The sequence below is a fragment of the Intrasporangium sp. genome, from assembly GCF_036566125.1.
In the GTDB taxonomy this organism is placed as follows: Bacteria; Actinomycetota; Actinomycetes; order Actinomycetales; family Dermatophilaceae; genus Intrasporangium.
In genome coordinates, this window is record NZ_DATCWX010000122.1 from 1 (window position 1) to 20901 (window position 20901).

General features: G+C 69.5%; 22 protein-coding genes and 1 pseudogene. 12 read left to right on the forward strand and 11 right to left on the reverse strand.

The window, feature by feature from the left end; all coding sequences use genetic code 11:
- The 3 genes and pseudogenes from VIR15_RS07225 to VIR15_RS07235 form a co-directional block, all read right to left on the reverse strand.
- Positions 1 to 615: pseudogene (locus tag VIR15_RS07225) on the reverse strand (ribonuclease E/G); the annotation flags it as partial.
- Between the two features lie 203 nt (positions 616 to 818).
- On the reverse strand, positions 819 to 1601 hold the full coding sequence (locus tag VIR15_RS07230; protein WP_331926798.1) for a TIGR03936 family radical SAM-associated protein: 783 nt from the start codon (positions 1599 to 1601) through the stop codon (positions 819 to 821).
- A 108-nt stretch (positions 1602 to 1709) separates the two neighbouring features.
- Positions 1710 to 2495 (reverse strand): lysophospholipid acyltransferase family protein, encoded by a 786-nt coding sequence (locus VIR15_RS07235; protein ID WP_331926799.1) that lies wholly within the window; start codon positions 2493 to 2495, stop codon positions 1710 to 1712.
- A gap of 76 nt (positions 2496 to 2571) precedes the next feature.
- On the opposite strand from VIR15_RS07235, the gene VIR15_RS07240 reads away from it, so the two are divergent.
- From VIR15_RS07240 to VIR15_RS07270, 7 genes are all read left to right on the forward strand, one after another.
- A complete protein-coding gene (locus VIR15_RS07240; RefSeq protein WP_331926800.1) occupies positions 2572 to 2937 on the forward strand; it encodes a VOC family protein in 366 nt (121 codons plus the stop codon).
- Positions 2938 to 3014: 77 nt separating this feature from the next.
- Positions 3015 to 5672, forward strand: coding sequence for a valine--tRNA ligase (gene valS, locus VIR15_RS07245; RefSeq protein ID WP_331926801.1), 2658 nt, complete (start codon positions 3015 to 3017; stop codon positions 5670 to 5672).
- Positions 5673 to 5726: 54 nt separating this feature from the next.
- Positions 5727 to 6494 carry a DUF4129 domain-containing protein gene (locus VIR15_RS07250; RefSeq protein ID WP_331926802.1) on the forward strand — a complete coding sequence of 256 codons (768 nt, stop codon included), beginning with the start codon at positions 5727 to 5729 and terminating at the stop codon, positions 6492 to 6494.
- Positions 6491 to 7030, forward strand: a complete 540-nt coding sequence (locus tag VIR15_RS07255) for a hypothetical protein (protein WP_331926803.1) — start codon at positions 6491 to 6493, stop codon at positions 7028 to 7030. Before VIR15_RS07250 ends, VIR15_RS07255 begins: the two co-directional genes overlap by 4 nt.
- A 2-nt stretch (positions 7031 to 7032) precedes the next feature.
- Positions 7033 to 8073: an AAA family ATPase gene (locus VIR15_RS07260; protein WP_331926804.1), complete on the forward strand. Its 1041-nt coding sequence runs from the start codon at positions 7033 to 7035 to the stop codon at positions 8071 to 8073.
- A 13-nt stretch (positions 8074 to 8086) separates the two neighbouring features.
- Entirely contained in the window at positions 8087 to 9388 is a 1302-nt protein-coding gene (locus VIR15_RS07265) for a DUF58 domain-containing protein (RefSeq protein WP_331926805.1), read from the forward strand.
- The gene (locus VIR15_RS07270) at positions 9385 to 9987 is read left to right on the forward strand and encodes a hypothetical protein (protein ID WP_331926806.1); all 603 of its coding nucleotides are present in this window, start codon (positions 9385 to 9387) and stop codon (positions 9985 to 9987) included. Before VIR15_RS07265 ends, VIR15_RS07270 begins: the two co-directional genes overlap by 4 nt.
- A gap of 15 nt (positions 9988 to 10002) precedes the next feature.
- On the opposite strand, the gene VIR15_RS07275 is transcribed toward VIR15_RS07270, so the two are convergent.
- The 8 genes from VIR15_RS07275 to VIR15_RS07310 all read right to left on the reverse strand — a co-directional run bounded on the left by VIR15_RS07275 (position 10003) and on the right by VIR15_RS07310 (position 15988).
- Positions 10003 to 10641 carry a hypothetical protein gene (locus tag VIR15_RS07275; protein ID WP_331926807.1) on the reverse strand — a complete coding sequence of 213 codons (639 nt, stop codon included), beginning with the start codon at positions 10639 to 10641 and terminating at the stop codon, positions 10003 to 10005.
- Positions 10642 to 10672: 31 nt separating this feature from the next.
- Complete coding sequence (gene clpX / locus VIR15_RS07280) at positions 10673 to 11950, reverse strand: ATP-dependent Clp protease ATP-binding subunit ClpX (protein ID WP_331926808.1); 1278 nt, start codon at positions 11948 to 11950, stop codon at positions 10673 to 10675.
- A gap of 183 nt (positions 11951 to 12133) precedes the next feature.
- A complete protein-coding gene (locus VIR15_RS07285; RefSeq protein ID WP_331926809.1) occupies positions 12134 to 12895 on the reverse strand; it encodes a DUF559 domain-containing protein in 762 nt (253 codons plus the stop codon).
- A gap of 97 nt (positions 12896 to 12992) precedes the next feature.
- Positions 12993 to 13247, reverse strand: coding sequence for an acyl-CoA-binding protein (locus VIR15_RS07290; RefSeq protein ID WP_331926810.1), 255 nt, complete (start codon positions 13245 to 13247; stop codon positions 12993 to 12995).
- A 103-nt stretch (positions 13248 to 13350) separates the two neighbouring features.
- Positions 13351 to 14004, reverse strand: a complete 654-nt coding sequence (locus VIR15_RS07295; protein WP_331926819.1) for an ATP-dependent Clp protease proteolytic subunit — start codon at positions 14002 to 14004, stop codon at positions 13351 to 13353.
- An 8-nt stretch (positions 14005 to 14012) separates the two neighbouring features.
- Positions 14013 to 14675: an ATP-dependent Clp protease proteolytic subunit gene (locus VIR15_RS07300; protein WP_414654940.1), complete on the reverse strand. Its 663-nt coding sequence runs from the start codon at positions 14673 to 14675 to the stop codon at positions 14013 to 14015.
- A gap of 248 nt (positions 14676 to 14923) precedes the next feature.
- Complete coding sequence (locus VIR15_RS07305) at positions 14924 to 15133, reverse strand: hypothetical protein (RefSeq protein ID WP_331926812.1); 210 nt, start codon at positions 15131 to 15133, stop codon at positions 14924 to 14926.
- Between the two features lie 33 nt (positions 15134 to 15166).
- Positions 15167 to 15988: an IclR family transcriptional regulator gene (locus VIR15_RS07310; RefSeq protein ID WP_331926813.1), complete on the reverse strand. Its 822-nt coding sequence runs from the start codon at positions 15986 to 15988 to the stop codon at positions 15167 to 15169.
- 71 nt (positions 15989 to 16059) lie between these two features.
- Here VIR15_RS07310 and VIR15_RS07315 point away from each other — a divergent pair, with 71 nt between their 5' ends.
- The 5 genes from VIR15_RS07315 (at position 16060) to VIR15_RS07335 (ending at position 20886) form a co-directional block, all read left to right on the forward strand.
- Positions 16060 to 17232: a cupin domain-containing protein gene (locus VIR15_RS07315; RefSeq protein WP_331926814.1), complete on the forward strand. Its 1173-nt coding sequence runs from the start codon at positions 16060 to 16062 to the stop codon at positions 17230 to 17232.
- Positions 17229 to 18080, forward strand: a complete 852-nt coding sequence (locus VIR15_RS07320; RefSeq protein ID WP_331926815.1) for a fumarylacetoacetate hydrolase family protein — start codon at positions 17229 to 17231, stop codon at positions 18078 to 18080. Before VIR15_RS07315 ends, VIR15_RS07320 begins: the two co-directional genes overlap by 4 nt.
- A complete protein-coding gene (locus VIR15_RS07325; protein WP_331926816.1) occupies positions 18080 to 18802 on the forward strand; it encodes a maleylpyruvate isomerase family mycothiol-dependent enzyme in 723 nt (240 codons plus the stop codon). Before VIR15_RS07320 ends, VIR15_RS07325 begins: the two co-directional genes overlap by 1 nt.
- A 28-nt stretch (positions 18803 to 18830) precedes the next feature.
- Positions 18831 to 20105, forward strand: a complete 1275-nt coding sequence (locus VIR15_RS07330) for an FAD-dependent monooxygenase (protein ID WP_331926817.1) — start codon at positions 18831 to 18833, stop codon at positions 20103 to 20105.
- A 121-nt stretch (positions 20106 to 20226) separates the two neighbouring features.
- Entirely contained in the window at positions 20227 to 20886 is a 660-nt protein-coding gene (locus tag VIR15_RS07335) for a hypothetical protein (RefSeq protein WP_331926818.1), read from the forward strand.
- Positions 20887 to 20901: the final 15 nt, after the last annotated feature.

The following is a 20901-nucleotide window of genomic DNA, read 5'->3' on the forward strand; positions in this document are numbered from 1 at the left end:
GTCGGCCTGGTCCTCGGGCTCCTCGAGGTCCTCGGCGTCGCGGCCCGCCGGTGCGCGCGGGGGTACTGCGGCGGCCGGGGCCTCCGCCCGCCGACGGCGACGGGGAGAAGACAGTGCGGCCTCGGTGTCCGGGGCCTGGAACAGCACGCTGAAGCTCGGGACGACCGGCCGCGCCGACTCGGGGGCGTCCTCGCTGGTCTCGACCGCCATCGTGGCAGTCGCGTCGTCACCGACGCTGGCCTCGGTGACGGCGACCGACTCCAGTGCGTCCCTCGTCTCTAGGTCGTCACTCGTCTCGACGACGGCCTTCTTCGTCACCCGCTTGCGGGGTGCCGCGGCCTTGCGCGTCGCGCGCTTGCGCACCGGCGGAACGGTCTCCTCGTCCACGTCGGCGGCGTCGGGGGACGGGACCTCCGGGCTGACGTCCGCGTCGACGGCGAGGGCTGCCTTCTTCGTGGTGCGGCGGGTGGCGCGCTTGCGCGGAGCCGGCCCTGTCGGGGCGGCAGCGTCGTCGGGTGCGAGCGGAGCGGCATACGGCATGGTGCCGGACTCGGCGACCCGAGAAGTGATGCCTTCGTCGGCTGATTCGGTGGGGGTGGTCTCGTTGGGTGCCATCAGGCAACCTCCCGTCGGGTGCGGAGTGACCCACACCTCCGGCCGGAGCCGCCACGCCGCACGAGCACGGTTCGTTTGTCGTTTGTCGTCACGCCACGGGTGGCGGACGGAAGTCGTCTTGTTACACCGGAAAATGGTTCGCGCGGGGGCGCGGCCCCATGTTCTGATGCCGTCGGCGCTCTTGTCGGCAACCGCTTCGCCGGTCAGGCAGAGCCTGGGTCCAACGGGTCGGTCACCCTCGCGGTTGCGGTGTCGAGCGGTCCCTGTGCCAGTCGCGTCACCAAGGGTGGACGCGGCGGCGCCAAGTCGGCAATCTCACGCAGCGCGGTCAGAATGTCGTCGGGGCGGACGGCGGGTGTGGTGTGCCGTACGACCATCCGCAGTATCGCACAGTCGGGCCGGATCTCATGATTCGCCGCGGCGTCGCGAGACGCCTCGCCGGGTCCCTGGACCTGCGCAGCGACGAGTGCACGGCGTACGTCGAAGGTCCGTGGACCGGACTTGGTCACGCGGGTCACCTCGACCGTCTCCCGCTCGAGCAGCCGGTCGACGGCCTCGTGCAGCACCTCGACCGAGATCCCGCTCACCTCCACCAGCCAGTCGCTCGCCTCGAGGCGGTCGGCGAGCGCACCCGGGCCGGCCTCGACCACCTGGACGATGTCGATCCCGCCCGGCAGCGCCTCGTCGAGGGCGGCTCGCACCGACTCGGGATCCACCCGCTCGGTCACCTGCAGCTCGAAGTACTCCGCCTCGCTCGCCGTGCCGGTCGATGCGGCGTTGGCGTAGCTGATCTTGGGGTGCGGGTGGAAGCCTGCCGAGAAGGCCATCGGCACGTCGGCCCGGCGCAACGCCCGCTCGAGCGCCCGCTGGAAGTCACGACTCGACGTGAACCGCAGCCGGCCACGCTTGGCGTAACGGACGCGGAGTTTCTGGACAGCCGGGTCGGGAGCCGGGCCCTCGGGGACGCGCTGACGGGGTGGGGCCATGGGCGGCAGGTTAACCGAGGTCGAACCGCGGGTTGAGTGTGGAACCTTGCCCACCCTCCCCTGCGGGTGACGTTCCACACAGCCGCCAGATGGCGACTCGCAGGTGAGTCAGTCGCCGCGGCGCCTGCGCTCCTCGGCCCGCCGTGCGTCCGCTTTGCGTTGGCGCTCCACGAACTCGGCGTCATCGAGCCGGGTGGCCTCGGCGAGCGACGGCGCGGTGCCGCCCATCGCGGCCGGGAGGAACTTGAGGTCGGCCCCCGTCAGTGGCTCGTAGGTGGACCGCAGCACGTCGAGCATGTGCTGCATCACGGCCTTGTAGTCGGCCGTGACCTGCTCGGGGTCTGAGCCGGCGGGGACGTCGATCGGCTCCCCCACCGAGATCGAGATCGGGATGTTGGTGCGGCCCAGCCGCTTGGGGTGACCCTTGGTCCACACCCGCTGCGAGCCCCAGATGACGACGGGGATGATCGGCACTCGAGCGTCCCTCGCCATCCGCGCGGCTCCGGACTTGAAGGCCTTCAGCTCGAAGGACCGGCTGATCGTCGCCTCGGGGAAGACGCCGACGATCTCGCCGGCCCGCAGCGCGTTGACAGCGGCGCGGTACGAGGCGGCCCCGGCCGTCCGGTCGACGGGGATGTGGTGCATGCCCCGCATGAGCGGACCGCTGACCGGGTGCGTGAAGACGCTGTCCTTCGCCATGAACCGGACGAGCCGCCCGGACTTGAGAGCGGAGAGTCCGGCGTAGGTGAAGTCCATGTAGCCGATGTGGTTGATCACCATGACGGCGCCGCCGGTCGTCGGGACATTCTCCTCGCCGAGGATCGTGAACCTCAGTCCCTGCAGGGCGAAGACGCCGCGGGCGAACGCGATGACGGGCGAGTAGACCGGCTCCATGGAGCACACTCTGCCGTGTCCGGGGCCGCACGTCGTCAGGAAGCCACCCTGATCGACAGCGGCGCTAGTGTGAACCATGGCACACGGAGACATCACGCACATCGACATCCCGGTCGACGACCTGGAGCGGGCCAGACGGTTCTACCAGACCGTCATCGGGTGGACCATCGACGAGGTCCCGGGCTACGAGGGCTACCCGATGTGGCGGGCCCCCAACCAGATCAGCGGCGGCGGACTCACCACTCGCGAGGACGGACTGACGCACCCACGCAGCTACATCGAGGTCGACTCGATCGACGACACCTTGTCGAAGGTGGAGGAGAACGGCGGCCGGGTCGTGATGGCCAAGGCACCCATCTCCGACACGAGCTGGTATGCAGCCTTCGAGGACAGCGAGGGCAACCAGATGGGCTTGTACGAAGGGGTCACCGAGACTGACTGAACCGGTCCCGGGGAGCGAGCCCAGCGGCATACGGAATGCGTGTCCAGGCACTCCGCCATGTCTGGAAGGATTGCCGCATGACTGACGCACCTGCACCCACGACCTCGCGGATCCCCGAGCGCCCCACGCTCGACGGCCTCGAGGAGAAGTGGATGCAGGTATGGAGGGACGAGCAGACCTACGCGTTCGACCGGGCCCGCGCACTCGAGCTGCCGCGCGAGCAGGTCTTCGCCATCGACACTCCCCCACCGACCGCGTCCGGGTCGCTCCACGTCGGCCACGTCTTCTCCTACACGCATACCGACTGCATGGCGCGCTACAAGCGGATGCAGGGGTTCGAGGTGTTCTACCCCATCGGCTGGGACGACAACGGCCTGCCGACCGAGCGCCGCGTGCAGAACTACTACGGCGTGCGCGGTGACGCGACGCTGCCCTACGTGGACGACTACGAGCCGCCGTTCAGCGAGGGCGTCGACGCCAAGGGCAAGGCGATCAAGCCGGCCGACCAGCAGCCGATCAGCCGGAAGAACTTCATCGAGCTGTGCGACGTCCTCACCGTCAAGGACGAGGTGACCTTCGAGTCGCTCTTCCGGCGCCTCGGCTTCTCGCTCGACTGGAACATCTCCTACCGCACCATCGACGAGCGCTCGCGCGCCGTGGCGCAGCAGGCCTTCCTGCGCAACTACGAGCGCGGCGAGGCGTACCAGAGCGAGGCCCCGGGGCTCTGGGACGTGACGTTCCAGACGGCGGTCGCGCAGGCGGAGCTGGAAGCCCGCGACTACCCGGGCGCCTACCACCGGGTCGCCTTCCACCGGGATGGCGATCACCGGGTGTTCATCGAGACGACCCGGCCCGAGCTCATCCCCTCGGTGGTTGCCCTCATCGCGCACCCCGACGACGAGCGCTACCAGCCGCTCTTCGGCACGACGGTGACCTCGCCGCTCTTCGGGGTCGAGGTGCCGGTGCTCGCGCATCGCGCCGCCGAGATGGACAAGGGCGCCGGCATCGCCATGTGCTGCACATTCGGTGACCTCACCGACGTCATGTGGTGGCGTGAGCTGCAGCTGCCCATCCGCTCGCTCATCACCCGCAACGGTCGCCTCCAGGCGGAGACGCCCGAGTGGATCGCGAGTGGCCCCGGAGAGCAGCTGTATGCCGCCGAGCTGGCTACCAAGACGACGTTCAGTGCGCGTGAGGCCGTGGTCAAGGCGCTTCGCGAGTCGGGTGACCTCGACGGTGAGCCGGTCAAGACCCAGCGCAAGGCCAACTTCTACGAGAAGGGCGACAAGCCGCTCGAGATCGTCACGTCGCGCCAGTGGTACATCCGCAACGGCGGCCGGGAGGCGGACCTGCGGGCGGCCCTCGTGGCGCGCGGCGAGGAGATCGACTTCCACCCGTCCTTCATGCGCGCGCGGTACCGGAACTGGGTCGAGGGCCTCAACGGCGACTGGCTCATCTCACGGCAGCGCTTCTTCGGGGTGCCCTTCCCCGTGTGGTACCCGCTGACGGCCGAGGGTGAGACCGACCACGAACACCCGCTCTTCGCGCCCGAGTCGGCGCTGCCCGTCGACCCGCAGATCGACGTGCCAGAGGGCTACGACGAGTCGCAGCGCGGGAAGCCCGGCGGATTCGTCGCTGACCCCGACATCATGGACACGTGGGCGACGTCGTCGCTGTCGCCGCAGATCGCGGCCGGGTGGCCCGTGCGCGGGGGCGAGGGGCTGGGGTCGGATGCCAAGCTGTTCGAGGCCATCTTCCCCATGGACATGCGCCCGCAGGCACACGACATCATCCGCACCTGGTTGTTCTCGACCGTGACGCGGGCGCACTTCGAGCACGGCACCGTGCCGTGGCGCAACGCCGCCATCAGCGGCTGGATCCTCGACCCGGACCGCAAGAAGATGAGCAAGTCCAAGGGCAACGCCGAGACGCCCGAGGACGTCGTCAAGGCGCACGGGGCCGACGCCGTCCGCTACTGGGCGGCCTCCGGCCGGCTCGGGACGGACGCCGCGTACGACACCGGCCAGATGAAGGTCGGTCGTCGCCTCGCGATCAAGGTGCTCAACGCCTCGAAGTTCGCGCTCGGTTTCGGGGACGTGTCCGGGGAGCTGCGTGCTGCGGTGACGAATCCGCTTGACCTGTCGATGCTTGCCGCCCTCGGCGACGTCGTCGAGAAGGCGACGCACGGCTTCGAGTCGTGGGACTACACGCGCTCGCTCGAGGTCACCGAGTCCTTCTTCTGGACCTTCTGCGACGACTACCTCGAGCTGGTCAAGGACCGGGCCTACGGAGGCCGGGGCGAGGCGGAGGCGGCGAGCGCCCGGGCGGCCCTGCGGATCGCGCTCGAGACCCTGCTCCGCCTCTTCGCGCCGTTCATCCCGTATGCCACGGAGGAGGTGTGGTCGTGGTTCGAGAGCGGTTCGGTGCACCGCCAGACCTGGCCGAAGAGCGACCAGGTGCCGCGGGGCGGTGACCCTGCGGTGCTCGGGTCGGTGAGCGAGGCCCTGGCCGGCGTCCGCAAGGTCAAGTCGGAGGCCAAGCTGGGGATGCGCGCCGAGGTGCGGACCATGACATTGGTCGGCCCGGCCGAGCAGCTCGCACACGTCCGCGCCGCCGAGGGGGACCTGCGGGCCACCGGCCGGATCGGCGACCTGTCCTACGGTGACGGTGACGGCATCGAGGTCCGCGAGGCCGAGCTGATCCCGGTCGACCAGAAGCCGTCGCACAACGCCTGACCCCAACGCGGTGGCCGCTGGGGATCGTCGGTGGCGATCACTAGGATTGACGGCATGGCTCGCAGGGGGGCGACAGGAGTCGTCGGCGTCGTGACTGGTGCCGCCGGCGTCGTCATGGCCGCGCTCGTCGTGGCCGCCTCGGGGCGGTCACCCGACCTCATGAGCCGGCCCTCCACAACCGTCGGCTCCGAGCCGCCAACGACGACGGGCCAGCAGATCACGGCCGTGCCCCAGGAATCCGGCGCCCCGCCGCCGGTCAGGGGCTGGGACCCCGACGGCCTGTTCGCCGTGCTGGTCCAGGTCATCGTCGTTCTCATCATCATCGGCGTGCTCCTGCTCTTCGCGTTGGCTCTGCGCGACCTGCTTCGTCGGGTCACGCCCCGCATCACCGGTGAGGCAGAGGCGGCCTTCGCGAGTCCGGAGGTGCCGCGGGCGGTCCTCGAAGGGGCGGATCAGGGCCTGGAGGCGCTTGAGCGTGGGGCGCCACGCAACGCCATCGTCGCTGCCTGGGTCGCCCTCGAAGGTGCCGCCGCATCAGCCGGTCTTCCCCGTCATCCCGCGGAGACCTCGACCGAGTACGTCACTCGAGTGCTGAGGGTCTGGGATGTCGACCCTCGCAGCCTCGCCGAGCTGGCGGCGCTCTACCGCGAGGCCCGCTTCTCCACTCATCCGCTGATCGAGGCGCATCGACGCCGCGCCATCGCCGCGCTCGACATGATCCGGAGCGACCTCGGACGTGAGGGGCCTGTCGCCGAGGACGTCGCTGCCCATCCAGACGCTGCCCATCCTGACCCAGCCCACGCGGAAGGCCACCTTCGATGAGCGGCCAGCCCAGCGGCATACGTGCGGCGGTGGTCGCCCTGCGACCGTGGCGCCGGCGTGTCGCGGGGATCGTCATCGTCTGGGCGGCCATCGTGCTTTTCACCGCGCTGATCGGTCTGCGACCCGACGTCCCGAGGCTCGCGGTCGTCCTCATCGCCTCTGCTGCGCTCGTCTGGTTTGCCATCGACCACGTCGCCAGTCAGCAGCTGATCGTCTGGCCACTCACCGACACCGAGCTCAGCGCAGGCAACCGGGGCAACGACTACCACGTGGTGGGTCTCGCCACGCGGCTCGAGGGTGCCAACGCGCGCCCGGAGGGACGCGCCGAGCTCGTGCACCACCTGCACACCCGGTTGAGCGAGATCATCCGCGAACGCCTCTTCGCCAAGCACGGCATCGTCGTCGAGGAGGAGCCCAAGTGGGCCGAGGGCGTCATGCCCCGAGAGCTGTGGGACTTCCTCGTGACCATCCCGCCCCCGGACCTGTACCGCCCGGACCGACTTGACCAGATCCTTCGACGAATCGAGCAATGGTGACGATGACCAACCCCAGTGACCCGGACGCCGGAGTCCTCGATCTCGGTCGTGTCAGCGACCTGAGCAACGCCGTACTCACCGAGGTCGAGCGCGCCATCGTGGGCAAGCGCGAGCCGCTGCGCCTCGTCCTGGCCGGCGTGCTGGCGGGAGGCCATGTCCTCATGGAGGACTTCCCCGGCCTGGGCAAGACGCTGGCCGCCCGGAGCTTCGCGCAGACCCTCGGCCTGACCTTCAAGCGAGCCCAGTTCACGCCTGACCTGCTGCCCGGTGACATCACGGGCTCGTTCATCTTCGACCAGCGCACCGGCGACTTCGAGTTCCGGCACGGTCCGATCTTCGCCGGGCTGCTGCTCGCGGACGAGATCAACCGCACCCCGCCGAAGACCCAGGCCGCGCTCCTCGAGGCCATGCAGGAGAAGCAGGTGACCGTCGAGGGCCGGACCTTCCCGCTCCCGCGCCCGTTCCACGTGCTCGCGACGGCCAACCCGGTGGAGTACGAGGGCACCTACCCGCTCCCGGAGGCACAGCTCGACCGCTTCCTCATGCGTGTGTCGTTCGGCTATCCGTCCGTCGACGAGGAATGGCAGATCCTGGCCAACCGGATGGCGCGCCAGCAGGAGGAGCAGACCCTCAACGCGATTGTCACGCCCAGCGAGCTGCTCGCCATGCAGGCGGCGGTGGAGCGCGTGGTGGTCGATGAGTCCGTCGGCCGCTACTGCGTCGCCCTGACGGCTGCGACCCGGACCCACAGCGACGTCCTCATGGGAGCCTCGCCGCGCGGGGCGCTCGGCCTGCTGCTCTGCTCACGCGCCTACGCGATCATCGGCGGACGGGACTATGTGACGCCGGAGGACGTCAAGGCGGTCGCCAAGCCGGTCCTCGCTCATCGCGTCACCGTCAAGCCCGAGCTGTGGATGAGCGACGTCAGCGGGAGCAACGTCGTGACCCGGCTCCTCAGGTCCGTGCCGACCCCCGCGCCGACCCAGCGGGAGCACCGAGGTGCGGCGAGCATGACCGGCCCGACGGGCAGTCTCGAGGCCTGAGGTGCCGATCCTGTTGCCCCGGACGACGTCCACTCGCCCACTCGGCGAGTGGACCGCGTCGGCGGCGCATGTGCGGGCCGTGGTCCTGTCTGCCGGGGCGGCCGTGGCCGCCGTCGTGGGCAGTCGGCCCGCCTTGCTCGTGATCGCCGCTCCGCTGGTGGTCGCGGCGATCTGGGGTCAGCTGACCCGACCTCGAGGGGAGGCCGTCGCGGAGGTAACGCTGAGCAACGGGACGCTACGCGAGGGTGACGTCGCCTCGATCGTCGTCCGGGTCATCGGGACGCCCAACGCCGACGGGGTCGTCACCCTGGCCTCGTCACGATGGGTCGAGCGCAAGCCCCGCAGCGGCGTGGCCCCTATCGAGGACGGCGTGGGCTCCCTCGCGCTGCGCACGACCCGATGGGGACGGCGCCAGGTCGGCACTGTCAGCGTCTCGCTGTCGAGCGACTGGGGCGCCTACCGAGTCGGCCCGACCGACGTGCCGGACCTCGCCACGGCGACGCTGCCGGTTCCGGCTGCGTTCGACGCGAGCGCCCCGACGCCGCACCCGCGCGGCCTCATCGGCCTCAACCGCTCGGCTCGGTCCGGCTCGGGCAGCGAGTTCAACACGATCCGGCAGTTCCACCCCGGCGACCGACTGCGGCGCATCCATTGGCCGGTGTCGCTGCGCACCGGGGAGCTGCACGTCACCTCGACCTACGCCGACGAGGACGCCCACGTCCTGCTGGTCGTCGACGCCTTCAGTGACCTTGGGCCACGTGAAGGTGTCGATGGTCGACCCACGAGTCTCGACCTCACCGTGCGCGCAGCGGGCGCCATCAGCGAGCACTTCCTCAGCAGCGGCGATCGCCTCACGCTGCGGACGGTCGGGGCAGCCCACGTCCCCCCTCTCGGCGCCGGCTCGGGCGGCAGGCACCTGCGGCGAGTCCTCGAGACCCTCGCCTCGATCTCGCCCGCGAGCGAACGCCGAGACGACGGCGAGCGGGCTGTTCGCGGCGTGGATGCCAATGCCCTGTGTCTCGTCCTGACCCCGCTCGTCGACCAGACCATGGTGGGATTGGCCCACACGTTGGCCGCCCGGGGCATGACGACCGTCGTCGTGGACACGTTTCCCGAGCATCTGACCGACAACCCGGGAAGCGTCTACGAGGCGCTTGCCTGGCGCATCCGGCTCCTTTCCCGGCAGGCCCAGGTCCAGTCGCTCATCACGCGCGGCGTCCCCGTCGTGCCATGGCACGGGCCCGGATCGCTGGACCATGTCCTGCGCGACATCGCTCGGAGGGCCTCGGCCCCGCGGATGGGGAGGCGCCGATGACGACCGAGCCGACGCCGAGCGCCGGCCGCGCAGTTGCTGGCGGTGATTCCGCGAGCCGGATCTGGCGGAGGATCAGCTTCGGACGGGGCACCCAGTGGTCATTCCCGCAGCTGGGCCTTGCGGTGCTCGGTGTGGCCAGCGCCGCGGTCTTCCTCCAGTCCCTGTGGCAGGCCTCGGGCGGCTTCGACCCCATCTGGTGGTCCCTCGTCCTCGTCCCTCTCGTCACCATCACATACGCCGGGTCGGGCGTGCCGCTCGCCTACTGGGGCCTGATGCTGGTGGGCTGGTTCGTCCTCACGCCGTCCGGGAGCTTCTCGGCCTGGTCGGTTCCGGCCGCCCTGGCGCTCCTCGTCGGTCACTCGGCCGCCGCCTTGTCGGCGACCACTCCGCCGGCCGGTGAGTTCTCGACTCGGACACTGCGCCGATGGCTTCGCTGGATCCTGGTGGCCGCCCTCGCCGCTCCAGCGGTTGCCCTCCTGGCCGACACGCTAGGTGGCGGCGGGCTGGAAGCCGGCCCAGCGGCATACGTCGTCGGTTTGGGTGGTCTGTCGATCGGGATCTTCCTGCTGCGCAGTGAGCCACCCGTCCAAGGCAGCTGAACGCCCCACGGCTCGTCAGGCAGGGGCGTCGTCCCAGACGGCGCCCCACGGCACGTCCCAGCCCGCCATCCGGAGGCGACGCGCGACGAACCCGTCCTTCGGCAGGTCGACGACCCGCCCGATGGACGGCTCGTAGACGTCGAGCTCCTGCCCGCGCGTCGCCGGCATGACGAGCACGACGTGGCGGGGCAACCAGGCGTTGCCGATGTAGAGCAGGGCGGGTCGGCCGTCGCGTACTCGCCGCTGGAGAGACGCGTAGGACTGCTCAAGAGTGCTGCTCCGGACGAACCGGAACCACTCGATGTCGTAGTCCGCCCAGGGCACCGCCGCGCCGTACTCGAGCTCGCCGATGGCGCCCCAGGGCGGGGTCCCCAGGGCCCGGGGCCAAGGGAACTGGATGCGGCCACCCGCGCCGACCAGCGCGTTGGTCCGTCGGGCGACGACCTGCTCGTGGGCGGCGAAGCGCTGCTCGACCGTGTGCGCGTCGGGCACGTCGTCGTCCTTGGCGTCCTTGTCCACGCCCAGGCGGATCCACCGGGCGAAGGCGGGGTCGACGAGCATGCGCGCGACCGTGAGAGACGCCGACCCGCACGTCGTCGTGGACTGCTGGATGGGCACCCGGTCGCCGGCCTGCAGGCGGAAGGGTGCGATCATCGCTCCCCCTCTGCTGCTCAGGCCTTAACGGTCAGGCGGATTCCTTGCGCTGGCGCTTGGCTCGCGGCTCCGCCTCACGCCGCACGATCGTCGGGTTGACGTTGTCGAGGACGACCTCGCGGGTCACGACGACACGAGCGATGCCATCGTCGCTCGGCACGTCGAACATGACCGGGAGGAGGACCTCCTCCATGATCGCGCGCAGCCCGCGGGCACCCGTCCCGCGCAGCAGGGCCTGGTCGGCGACGGACTCGAGGGCGTCCTCGGTGAACTCGAGCTCGACGCCGTCGATCTCGAACATCTTCTGGTACTGCTTGACGAGGGCGTTCCGAGGCTGCGTCAGGATGTTGACCAAGGCCTGCTGGTCGAGCGGCGCGAGGGTGGTGAGGACGGGCAGCCGACCGATGAACTCGGGGATGAGGCCGAACTTGAGCAGGTCCTCCGGCATGACCTCGGCGAAGCTGTCGGCGTGGTCCTTGGGGGTGTGCAGCGGCTGCCCGAAACCGAGACCCTTGCGCCCCGCACGGCTCTCGATGATCCGCTCCAGGCCGGCGAAGGCGCCACCGACGATGAAGAGCACGTTCGTCGTGTCGATCTGGATGAACTCCTGGTGCGGATGCTTGCGCCCGCCCTGCGGTGGCACCGACGCAGTGGTTCCCTCGAGGATCTTCAGGAGCGCCTGCTGGACGCCCTCGCCCGATACGTCGCGCGTGATGGACGGGTTCTCCGACTTGCGGGCGATCTTGTCGACCTCGTCGATGTAGATGATCCCGGTCTCGGCCTTCTTGACGTCGTAGTCGGCGGCCTGGATGAGCTTGAGGAGGATGTTCTCGACGTCCTCGCCGACGTAGCCGGCCTCGGTCAGCGCCGTCGCGTCGGCGATGGCGAACGGGACGTTGAGCATCTTGGCGAGCGTCTGGGCCAGGTAGGTCTTCCCGGAGCCGGTCGGCCCGATGAGCAGAATGTTGGACTTGGCGATGTCGACGTGGTCGTCGTCGCGCTTGGGGCCCTCGCCCGCCTGGATCCGCTTGTAGTGGTTGTAGACCGCGACGGCCAGGGACTTCTTGGCGTTGTCCTGGCCGACGACGTAGTGCTCGAGGAACTCGAAGATCTCCCGCGGTTTCGGCAGGTGGTCGAGCCCGAGCTCACTCGACTCGGCTAGCTCCTCCTCGATGATCTCGTTGCACAGGTCGATGCACTCGTCGCAGATATAGACACCGGGGCCCGCGATGAGCTTCTTGACCTGCTTCTGGCTCTTCCCACAGAAAGAGCACTTGAGCAGGTCTCCGCCTTCTCCGATCCGTGCCACCGATTTGCTCCTGACGTCGAGGACGACCCCAATCTAAGGGGTCGACTCCTATTAGACGACGGAGCGACCCACCCTCGCTCGTGCAACGCCGTTTGTCCGCTGTCGGCTGACAAACCACGCACGTGTCACTCACGCAGGCGTCAGGACCCATCAGGCGGTATGCCGCTGAGCCGGCTCAGGCGGTCACGCTGGCTCGGCGACGTCCTCGGGCAGGCTCGGGAAGTGCTGTCGCCACTCGTCCGACAGTCGAGGCACGTTCATCCCCTTGTCCCGCATGGCGCCCATGATCCGCGACAGGGTCAGTGCCGGTGTGCGGTAGATGTCCTTGGACCGGACGACGACGAGCCGCCAGCTCTCGCCGTCCATCCACTCTCGTCGGTCGACGTCGATGTCCCACTGCTTGCCCTCAGCGTGTTGGCGCCCGTCGTACTCGATGATGAGCCGATGATCCGGGTAGCTGAGGTCGAACCGGAACCGGACGGTCCCGTCCGACCACCGGATCTGGTGGTTGACGACCGGCTCCGGAAGCCCGGCCAGGACCATGAGCATGCGCAAGCGGGACTCCATCGGGGAGTCGACCTCTGCCCTGACGAGCGAGGCAGCCCTTCTCGCCAGGCGTCGGGAGCGGCCCCGGAACGAGGCGGCTGCGTCGACGAGTTGCGCTGGCGTCACACGCTTGGCCTTGACGAGCGAGTCGCCCAGGACGACGAGATGAACGAGTCCGAGTTCGTCGCTGAGGTCCAAGGACGTCCATGCCGGTGTCGTCAGCCGCACGCCCTGGACCATGGACCCCTGTAGTCCGGCCTTGGGCCGGTGCGCCTTCAATCCGTTGACTTGCGGCCGTCGCCCCACGCAGGTGATGTGGATGAGTCCGTCGTCAGGAACGATGCCACCCCACATCCTGGCCGCCGTGTGATGTGAGGCAACGGAGCGGGGATCAACCATGCCCTGATCGTGCCGAGCCCGCAGGTCAGCGTTTGCGGGTTGTCCACAGGCCCGGGCAACCCCGCCCGGGCTGAACTGTCCGGATCGCCCGGCCAGGTCAGGGAGCGGCGAGGTCCTGGACGATCGCGATGTACTGGCTCTCGGCGTCCTGCGCGGGCGTCCCCGACAGCTTGGCCCACGCGTCGTACTTGGCGCGCCCGACGAAGTCGGTGAATCCGGGCCGCTTGCCCGACGCGTCGCCCTCGGTCGCCTGCTTGTAGAGCGCGTACAGCTTCAGCTTGACGTCGTTGCCGGGGTCCTCGGTCAGCTCCCTCACGGATGCGACGGCCGACTCGAACTCAGTGCTCGCCATGATCCACAACTTAGCCGTATGCCGCCCAGCTCAGCCCCAGCGGAAGGTCACCTTCCGTGCGGGGCCGGGCTCAGCGGCATACGGACTGGGTTTGAAGGGAGGCTCAGACCTCGAGGGAGGCCTTGCGGGAGGCGAGCACCTCGTCGATGAGGCCGTAGCCCATGGCGTCCTCGGCGGAGAGGATCTTGTCGCGCTCGATGTCGTCCCGGACCGTCTCGGACGTGCGGCCCGTGTGCTTGGCCAGGGTGTCCTCGAGCCAGGTGCGCATGCGCAGCACCTCGTTGGCCTGGATCTCGATGTCGGACGCCTGGCCGTAGTCGCCGCCCTGCAGCGCGGGCTGGTGGATCAGGATCCGGGAGTTCGGCAGCGCGAACCGCTTGCCCTCCGCACCCGCACCGAGGAGCACCGCCGCCGCCGACGCCGCCTGCCCGATGCAGAAGGTCTGGATGTCCGGGCGGACGAACTGCATCGTGTCGTAGATGGCGGTCATCGCCGTGAACGAGCCACCGGGGCTGTTGATGTACATGAGGATGTCGCGGTCCGGGTCGAGCGACTCGAGCACCAGCAGCTGCGCGATGATGTCGTCGGCGGACGCGTCGTCGACCTGGACACCGAGGAAGATGATGCGGTCCTCGAAGAGCTTGTTGTACGGGTCGGACCGCTTCATGCCGTAGGAGGTGCGCTCCTCGAACTGCGGCAGGATGTAGCGGCTCTGCGGGGCCGGGACGGCGAGGCGGTTCGTCGGGGTGATCATCATCGGGTCTCTCACTTCTCGTCGCTCTTGGCGTCGGTCTTCGCGTCCGCCTGGCCGACGCTCTCGCCCTCGGTGGCCTGCCCCGAGTAGGTGAACACGTGGTCGACGAAGCCGTACTCCTTGGCCTCCTCGGCGCTGAACCAGCGGTCGCGGTCGGAGTCGCGGGTGATCTGCTCGATCGTCTGGCCGGTGTGCTCGGCGATCAGCTGGGCCATCTGGTTCTTGATGTAGAGCATCTGCTCGGCCTGGATCTTGATGTCCGTCGCCGTGCCGCCGATGCCGCCCGAGGGCTGGTGCATCATGACGCGGGCGTGCGGGGTGGCGTAGCGCTTGCCCTTCGTCCCCGCGGAGAGCAGGAACTGGCCCATCGACGCTGCCATGCCCATCGCGACGGTGGCGACGTCGTTGGGGACCCAGTTCATCGTGTCGTAGATCGCCATGCCGGCCGAGATCGAGCCGCCGGGGCTGTTGATGTAGAGCCAGATGTCCTTGTCCGGGTCCTCCGCCGAGAGCAGCAGCAGCTGCGCGCAGATGGCGTTCGCGTTCTCGTCGCGCACGTCTGAGCCGAGGAAGATGATCCGTTCCTTGAGCAGGCGGTTGTAGATGTGGTCGTCGAGACCGCCCAGGCCGTTGCTGCCGTTGGCGGAGATGTCCGAAGTCACCCAAGTCTCCATCGTCGAAGTTGTCCCCCCGGCCGGAGTTTGCCCGGTCGGCTGGCTCGTCACTGACCCTAACGCGCGGGGGTGGGGTGGGATTTCCCGGACCACGCCGTGTTCGCCCTGAGCGCACAAACGGCCCCCGTCAAAACGTCAAACCCATGCCGTATGCCGCTGGGCCGGCTTCCGTGGGGACGTTCACACGGCGGCGGGCCGGCTCCCGGGGGCTGCGTAGTGCCCGGGAACCGGCCCTGACCGGGACGCCATCAGCTGGTGGCAGGGTCCTCCTCGCCGTGGGTCTGCATGCCGGCGATGTCCCCTGCCTCGTCGAGTGACTCCTCGAGGGCGGGCTTCGCCGGGGTGCTGCCGTCGGCGTCGCCACCGGCGCGGTTCGCCTGGGTGTTCGGGTCCGTGTTCGGGTCCGTGTTGGGCTCGGTGCTCGGTGGCTCGGCGGGGTTGTGGTCGAACTCGCTCACGGGTCCTCCTCCGGTCCGGGTGTACTCGTGCTCTTACCCATCCGGCAGCGACTGTCGCGCCGGTTCGGGCGCCGGCGCTGCGAGCTGCATTGCCGAGACCTCCCGCGTGAGTGCCTCCCGCACGTCGGCCACGGTGATCCGCAGCTCTCTCAACCAGCTCTGCAGCTCCGTCGGGTCGTAGCGGAGGGTCGGCATCGCGATGGTCACCGCGCTCGGCGTCACCCCGGGCACGTCGACCGGGACTCCGACGGCCGAGACACCGACCTCGCTGCGGTTGCGCTGCACCGCGGCGCCGACCCGGCGAACGCGAGCCAGCTCGCGCTGCAGCTCGACCACGTCGGGACGCTGCTCCGGGCGGCCGGCCCAGCGCTCATCCGAGTAGAGATCGGCCACGACGTCGTCGGACAGCTGGGAGAGCAGCACGAGGCCGCCGGATGTCAGGTGGGCCGGGAAGGTCATCCCCTCGCGGCTGCCGACCCGCAGCGGCTTGGTGCTCTCCCACGAGGCGATGAAGTGCACGAACGCGCCGACGAGGACCACCATGTTGACCGACTCGCCGGTCCGGCGCGCCAGCGCCTCGAGGTGGGGCGCTGCCACGTCGCGGAGCAGCCCGGTGCCCAGCCCGCGGTGAGCCTCGAGGGCGAAGGCCGGGCCGGGACGGTAGCGCCGGGACGAGTCGCGGACCGCGAAGTCGCGGTAGACCAGCATCGCGAGGAGCCGGTGTGCCGTCGACGGGGCGACGCCGAGGCGGCTCGATGCCTCCGTCACGGTGAGCGAGCCCTCGGTCCGCAGCACCGTGGCGAGCACCAGGGCGTTGTCCACGCTGGCCAGCGGATAGGGGGGCTTCTTCCTCATAGCAGAAGATAGTAGTCGCCCATGTGGAAAGCACTGTTTCGTTGGACCGACGCCACGAGAAGGAGAGACCCATGCCCGACGAGTTGGTGAACTCGGTGAGCTCAGACAGCGCGCGCCCGGTGTCGCCGGTACAGATCACGGCGAGCGACGCCCCCGACCAGCCCACCCCGAGTCCTGAGCTCGACGTCCTCTACCGCGGCTTCGAGAAAGAGCTGCTCGTCCCCCTGTGGACCGAGATCGGCGACCTCATGCCTCCGCACCCGCAGTCGAAGGCAACCGCGCACCTGTGGCGCTGGGACACCCTGCTCGACCTCGCCGACCGAGCGGGTCACCTCGTCCCCGTCGGTCGCGGTGGTGAGCGGCGCGCCATCGCGCTGGCGAACCCCTCCCTCGACGGCAAGCCCTACGCCACCCCGACGCTCTGGGCGGCCATCCAGTACCTCATGCCGGGAGAGGACGCCCCGGAGCACCGGCACACCCAGAATGCCTTCCGGTTCGTCGTCGAGGGTGAGGGCGTGTGGACCGTCGTCGGCGAGGACCCCATCCCCATGACGCGGGGCGACTTCCTGCCGCAGGCCGGCTGGAACTGGCACGCCCACCACAACGGGGCAAGCGAGCCGATGGCCTGGATCGACGGGCTCGACATTCCGTTCCAGTACGTGACCGAGAGTCAGTTCTTCGAGTTCGGTCGCGATGCAATCAGCGAGGCTGAGCACGCCACGCCCGAGCGCTCCCGATCCGAGCGGCTCTGGGGCCACCCGGGCCTGCGCCCGGTGTCGATGCTGGACGAGAGCCAGGGCAGCCCGCTGCTGCGCTACCCGTGGGCCGACACCGACGCCGCGCTCACCGACCAGCTGGAGCTGGAGGCCGACGGCTTCCCCGGCACCCTCGAACCGGGCCACGCGGCCATCCGCTTCACCAACCCGACGAACGCCAAGGACGTGCTGCCCACGATCCGCACGGAGTTCCACCGCATCGTCAGTGGCACCGAGACCGCGCCCGTGCGTGAGGTCGGCTCCTCGGTCTACCAGGTGTTCGACGGCACCGGACGGGTGACCGTCGGCGAGCACTCCTGGACCGTGCAGCGCGGCGACCTTTTCGTCGTGCCTTCGTGGCAGCCGCTGTCGATCAGGTCCGAGTCCAGCACCTCCGACTCTGACTCCGGCGCCCTGGACCTGTTCCGCTTCTCGGACACCCCGATCTTCGAGAAGCTCAACCTCTACCGGATGGAGACCACCCGATGAAACTGGCCACCCTGCGCACTGCAGACGGCACTCGTGCGGCACGGATCGACGAGGGTGCGGGACGGGCGGTCCTGCTCGACGCCCCGGACGTGGGAGCGCTCCTGGCAGCCGGCGATCTCACGGCGTCCGCATCCGTCGAAGGCGAGACGGTGCCGCTGGACAAGGTGGAGTACGCCCCGGTCGTCCCCCGGCCCGGCAAGATCCTCTGCGTCGGCCTGAACTACCGCAACCACATCCTCGAGATGGGCCGCGACCTGCCGGAGTACCCGACGGTCTTCTCCAAGTTCGCCGACACCCTGATCGGCGCCGGCGACGACATCCGCCGCCCGGTCGAGACGGAGGAGTTCGACTGGGAGTGCGAGCTCGCGATCGTCATCGGCAGCACCGTCCGGCGCGCCGACGAGACGACCGCCGCAGCCGCGATCGCCGGGTTCGCCGTTCTCAACGACATCACCTGCCGGGACTGGCAGTTCCGCACCCGCGAGTGGCTGCAGGGCAAGAACTGGGAGGCCACGACCCCGCTCGGCCCCTGGCTCGTCACCCCCGACGAGGTCGGCGGACCGCGTCCGGCCCTGGGCATCCGCACGCTTGTCGACGGCGAGGTCCGCCAGGAGGACAACACGGGCGACCTCCTCTTCGACCCGGTCGCGCTCGTCTCCTACCTCTCGACGATGATCACGCTGCGCCCGGGCGACGTCATCGCCAGCGGCACGCCGGGCGGGGTCGGCCACGCCCGCAAGCCTGCGGTCTACCTCCAACCGGGCCAGCGGGTCGTCACCGAGATCGATGGCCTCGGCCGGTGCGACAACCTCGTCGTCGCCGACGGCACGTCGGAGGCGGCCGCCTGATGGCTCCGTCGCTGGACCGCTCGCGGGCCTGGATGGACGAGGGCACGGTCATCTTCGACCGCGCCCTCGCGGCGGCCGACGACGAGCTGCTCACTGGCCCCACGAGGCTGGCCGGCTGGACGGGACGGCACCTGCTCGCCCACGTCGCGGCCAACGCGGACGCGCTGCGCAACCTCGCGACCTGGGCCCGCACCGGCACGGAGACGCCGATGTACGCCTCGCCTGGTCAACGCGACGCCGACATCGAGGCCGGCTCGACCCGGTCGGTTGATGACCTGCGCGACTGGTACGCAGGGTCGGCCGCAGCCCTGCGTGCAGATGTGGATGCCCTGTCCCGCGAGCAGTGGCAGCACCAGGTGCGCACGGCTCAAGGTCGGACCGTTCCTGCCGCCGAGGTGCCGTGGCTGCGGGCCCGCGAGGTCATGGTCCACGCCGTCGATCTTGGCAGCGGCACCACGTTCGCCGACCTCCCCGAGGGATTCCTCCGCGACTTGCTCGACGACATCACGGTCAAGCGGTCGGGCACGGCCGACCACCCGCCGCTCCTGCTCCGCGAGGCGGACGGCCCCGGGGCCTGGTCGGTCGCGCACCCGAGTCCCGACGCGCCGCAGGTGAGCGGTCCGCTCGCCGAGCTCGCGGCCTATCTCTCCGGTCGCAGCGACGGCTCCACGCTCGCGACGACCGACGGCACACCGTCACCCGCCCTCCCCCGCTGGCTGTGAGCCGGCGCCGCAAGAACAGGAACACCTCATGACACATCGAGACAAGGACGTCATCGTCGTCGGGGGCGGTATCGGTGGTCTGGCCGCGGCCCTGCGCCTCACCCAGCTCGGCCTCACCGTTCGCGTGCTGGAGCATGCGGCGGAGTTCGGTGAGGTTGGCGCCGGCCTGCAGATCGCCCCGAACTGCACGCGCATCCTCGACCAGCTCGGCCTGCTCGACGAGGTGATCAGCCTCGGCGTGCTGCCCGACCACATGGTCATGAAGGACGCCGTCGACGGCAGTGAGCTGACCCGCCTGGATCTGCGCGACCTCCACGACCGGTACGGGTACCCGTACATGGTCATCCATCGCAGCGACCTTCACGGCACGCTGTTGCGCGCCTGCCAGCGGTCCGGTGTCGACCTCGTCACCAGCACGACGGTGACCGCCTACGAGAACGTCGAGGACGGCGCTGCCGTCATCACCGAGGGTGGCCGCCAGGAGGCGCGCCTCGTCGTGGCGGCCGACGGAATCCGTTCGGTGGCCCGCCGGATGCTCAGTGACGACGCACCGGTCAGCTCCAACTACGTCGCCTACCGGGGTGCCGTGCCGATCGAGGCCGTGGCCGAGCTCAATGTGATGACCGACGCCGTCGTCGTGTACATCGGCCCGGGCTGCCACTTCGTGCAGTACCCACTCCGCCAAGGCGAGATGTTCAACCAGGTCGCCGTCTTTCAGTCGCCCAAGGCCATCGCGGGCGAGGAGGACTGGGGCACTCCCGACGAGCTGGACGCGGCGTTCGAGGGCATGCACGAGAACATCCAGGCGGGGTTGCCGCTCATGTGGCGCGACCGTTGGTGGCGGATGTTCGACCGCGAGCCGCTGTCGGACTGGGTCGCAGGCCGCGTCATCCTCCTCGGCGACTCGGCGCATGCCCCGCTCCAGTACATCGCCCAGGGCGCGATCATGGCGATCGAGGACGCTTGGGTGCTGGGCTCGCACGTGGAGAAGGAGCTTCAGTCTGGCGCCACCGGCGCGACCATCGACTGGGACCCGGTCGTGCGCGCCTACAGCGACGTCCGCACGAAGCACACGGCCCGGGTGCTCGGAACCAGCCGTAAATGGGGCGAGCTCTGGCACCTCGACGGCGAGAAGCGGGAGATCCGCAACGAGATCCTCCGCGAGCGAAGCACCCACGACTACGGCTTCGTGGACTGGCTCTACGGCCCGACGGCGCTGACGCCCGAGGAACTACCCCCGATGTTCAGCCCTGTTCCAGTGACGCGCGAGTCGGCCAGCAGAGTGGCCACAGCCCACGGCTGACCGCCCACCGTCACGCGCGTCACGCAGCGGCCCCCGATCTGCGCCATCGGGGGCTTCCTGGGATCGGGGCAGGCTCGGTTAACTCGGATACTGAGCCCTATCCCGACGCGACGGAGCAAAGATGAGCGACACACTCAGTGGGATCGCAGCGCTCGCCGTCCTCGCCCTCCTTGTCGTCGTGCCGGTCACACTTTCCTGGCATCGGCGTGCGCCAGAGGCGGTCGTAACGAGGGGCTCCGCGCGCGGCCGAGCGGGAATGGCGATTCATCCAGGGCGTGGCCACCCGGCCCTGGTCCCCCTGTCGTGGATTCTGGCTGCCGGCGTCATTGCGCTCGGCCTCTGGTACCTCGGCTCGTCGCCCTACGCCGCAGTCATCTTCATCGTCACGGGTCTCTACCTGCTGTACATCCTGTGGGCGCGGGCAACAGATCGGGCCGGCGACGGAACGCTGACGCTCACTCCAGAGGGCCTGCACCAGCGCTACTCCGGCTCCGACGTCTTTGTTCCGTGGGATGCCGTCAGAGGGCTGGTGACCACCCGCACTGACTTCATCGTCGAGACCACGACGCCTGTGGTCCCTGTCCAGCACATGTGGTCCTTTGGTCGGCGGCGCAGCGTCGTGACCGCGGACGCGATCAGTCTGCCCCGGCGGAACCTCCCGCCGCTTCCGTACCAAGCGATAGTGGAGCTCTACTCCACGACGCCCGCGGCTCGCGACGAACTGGCCACCGAGGAGCCGATCCGGCGGGCTCGAGGCATGCTGAGGACCCCACCGCCATGATTGCGGCCTCGTCCC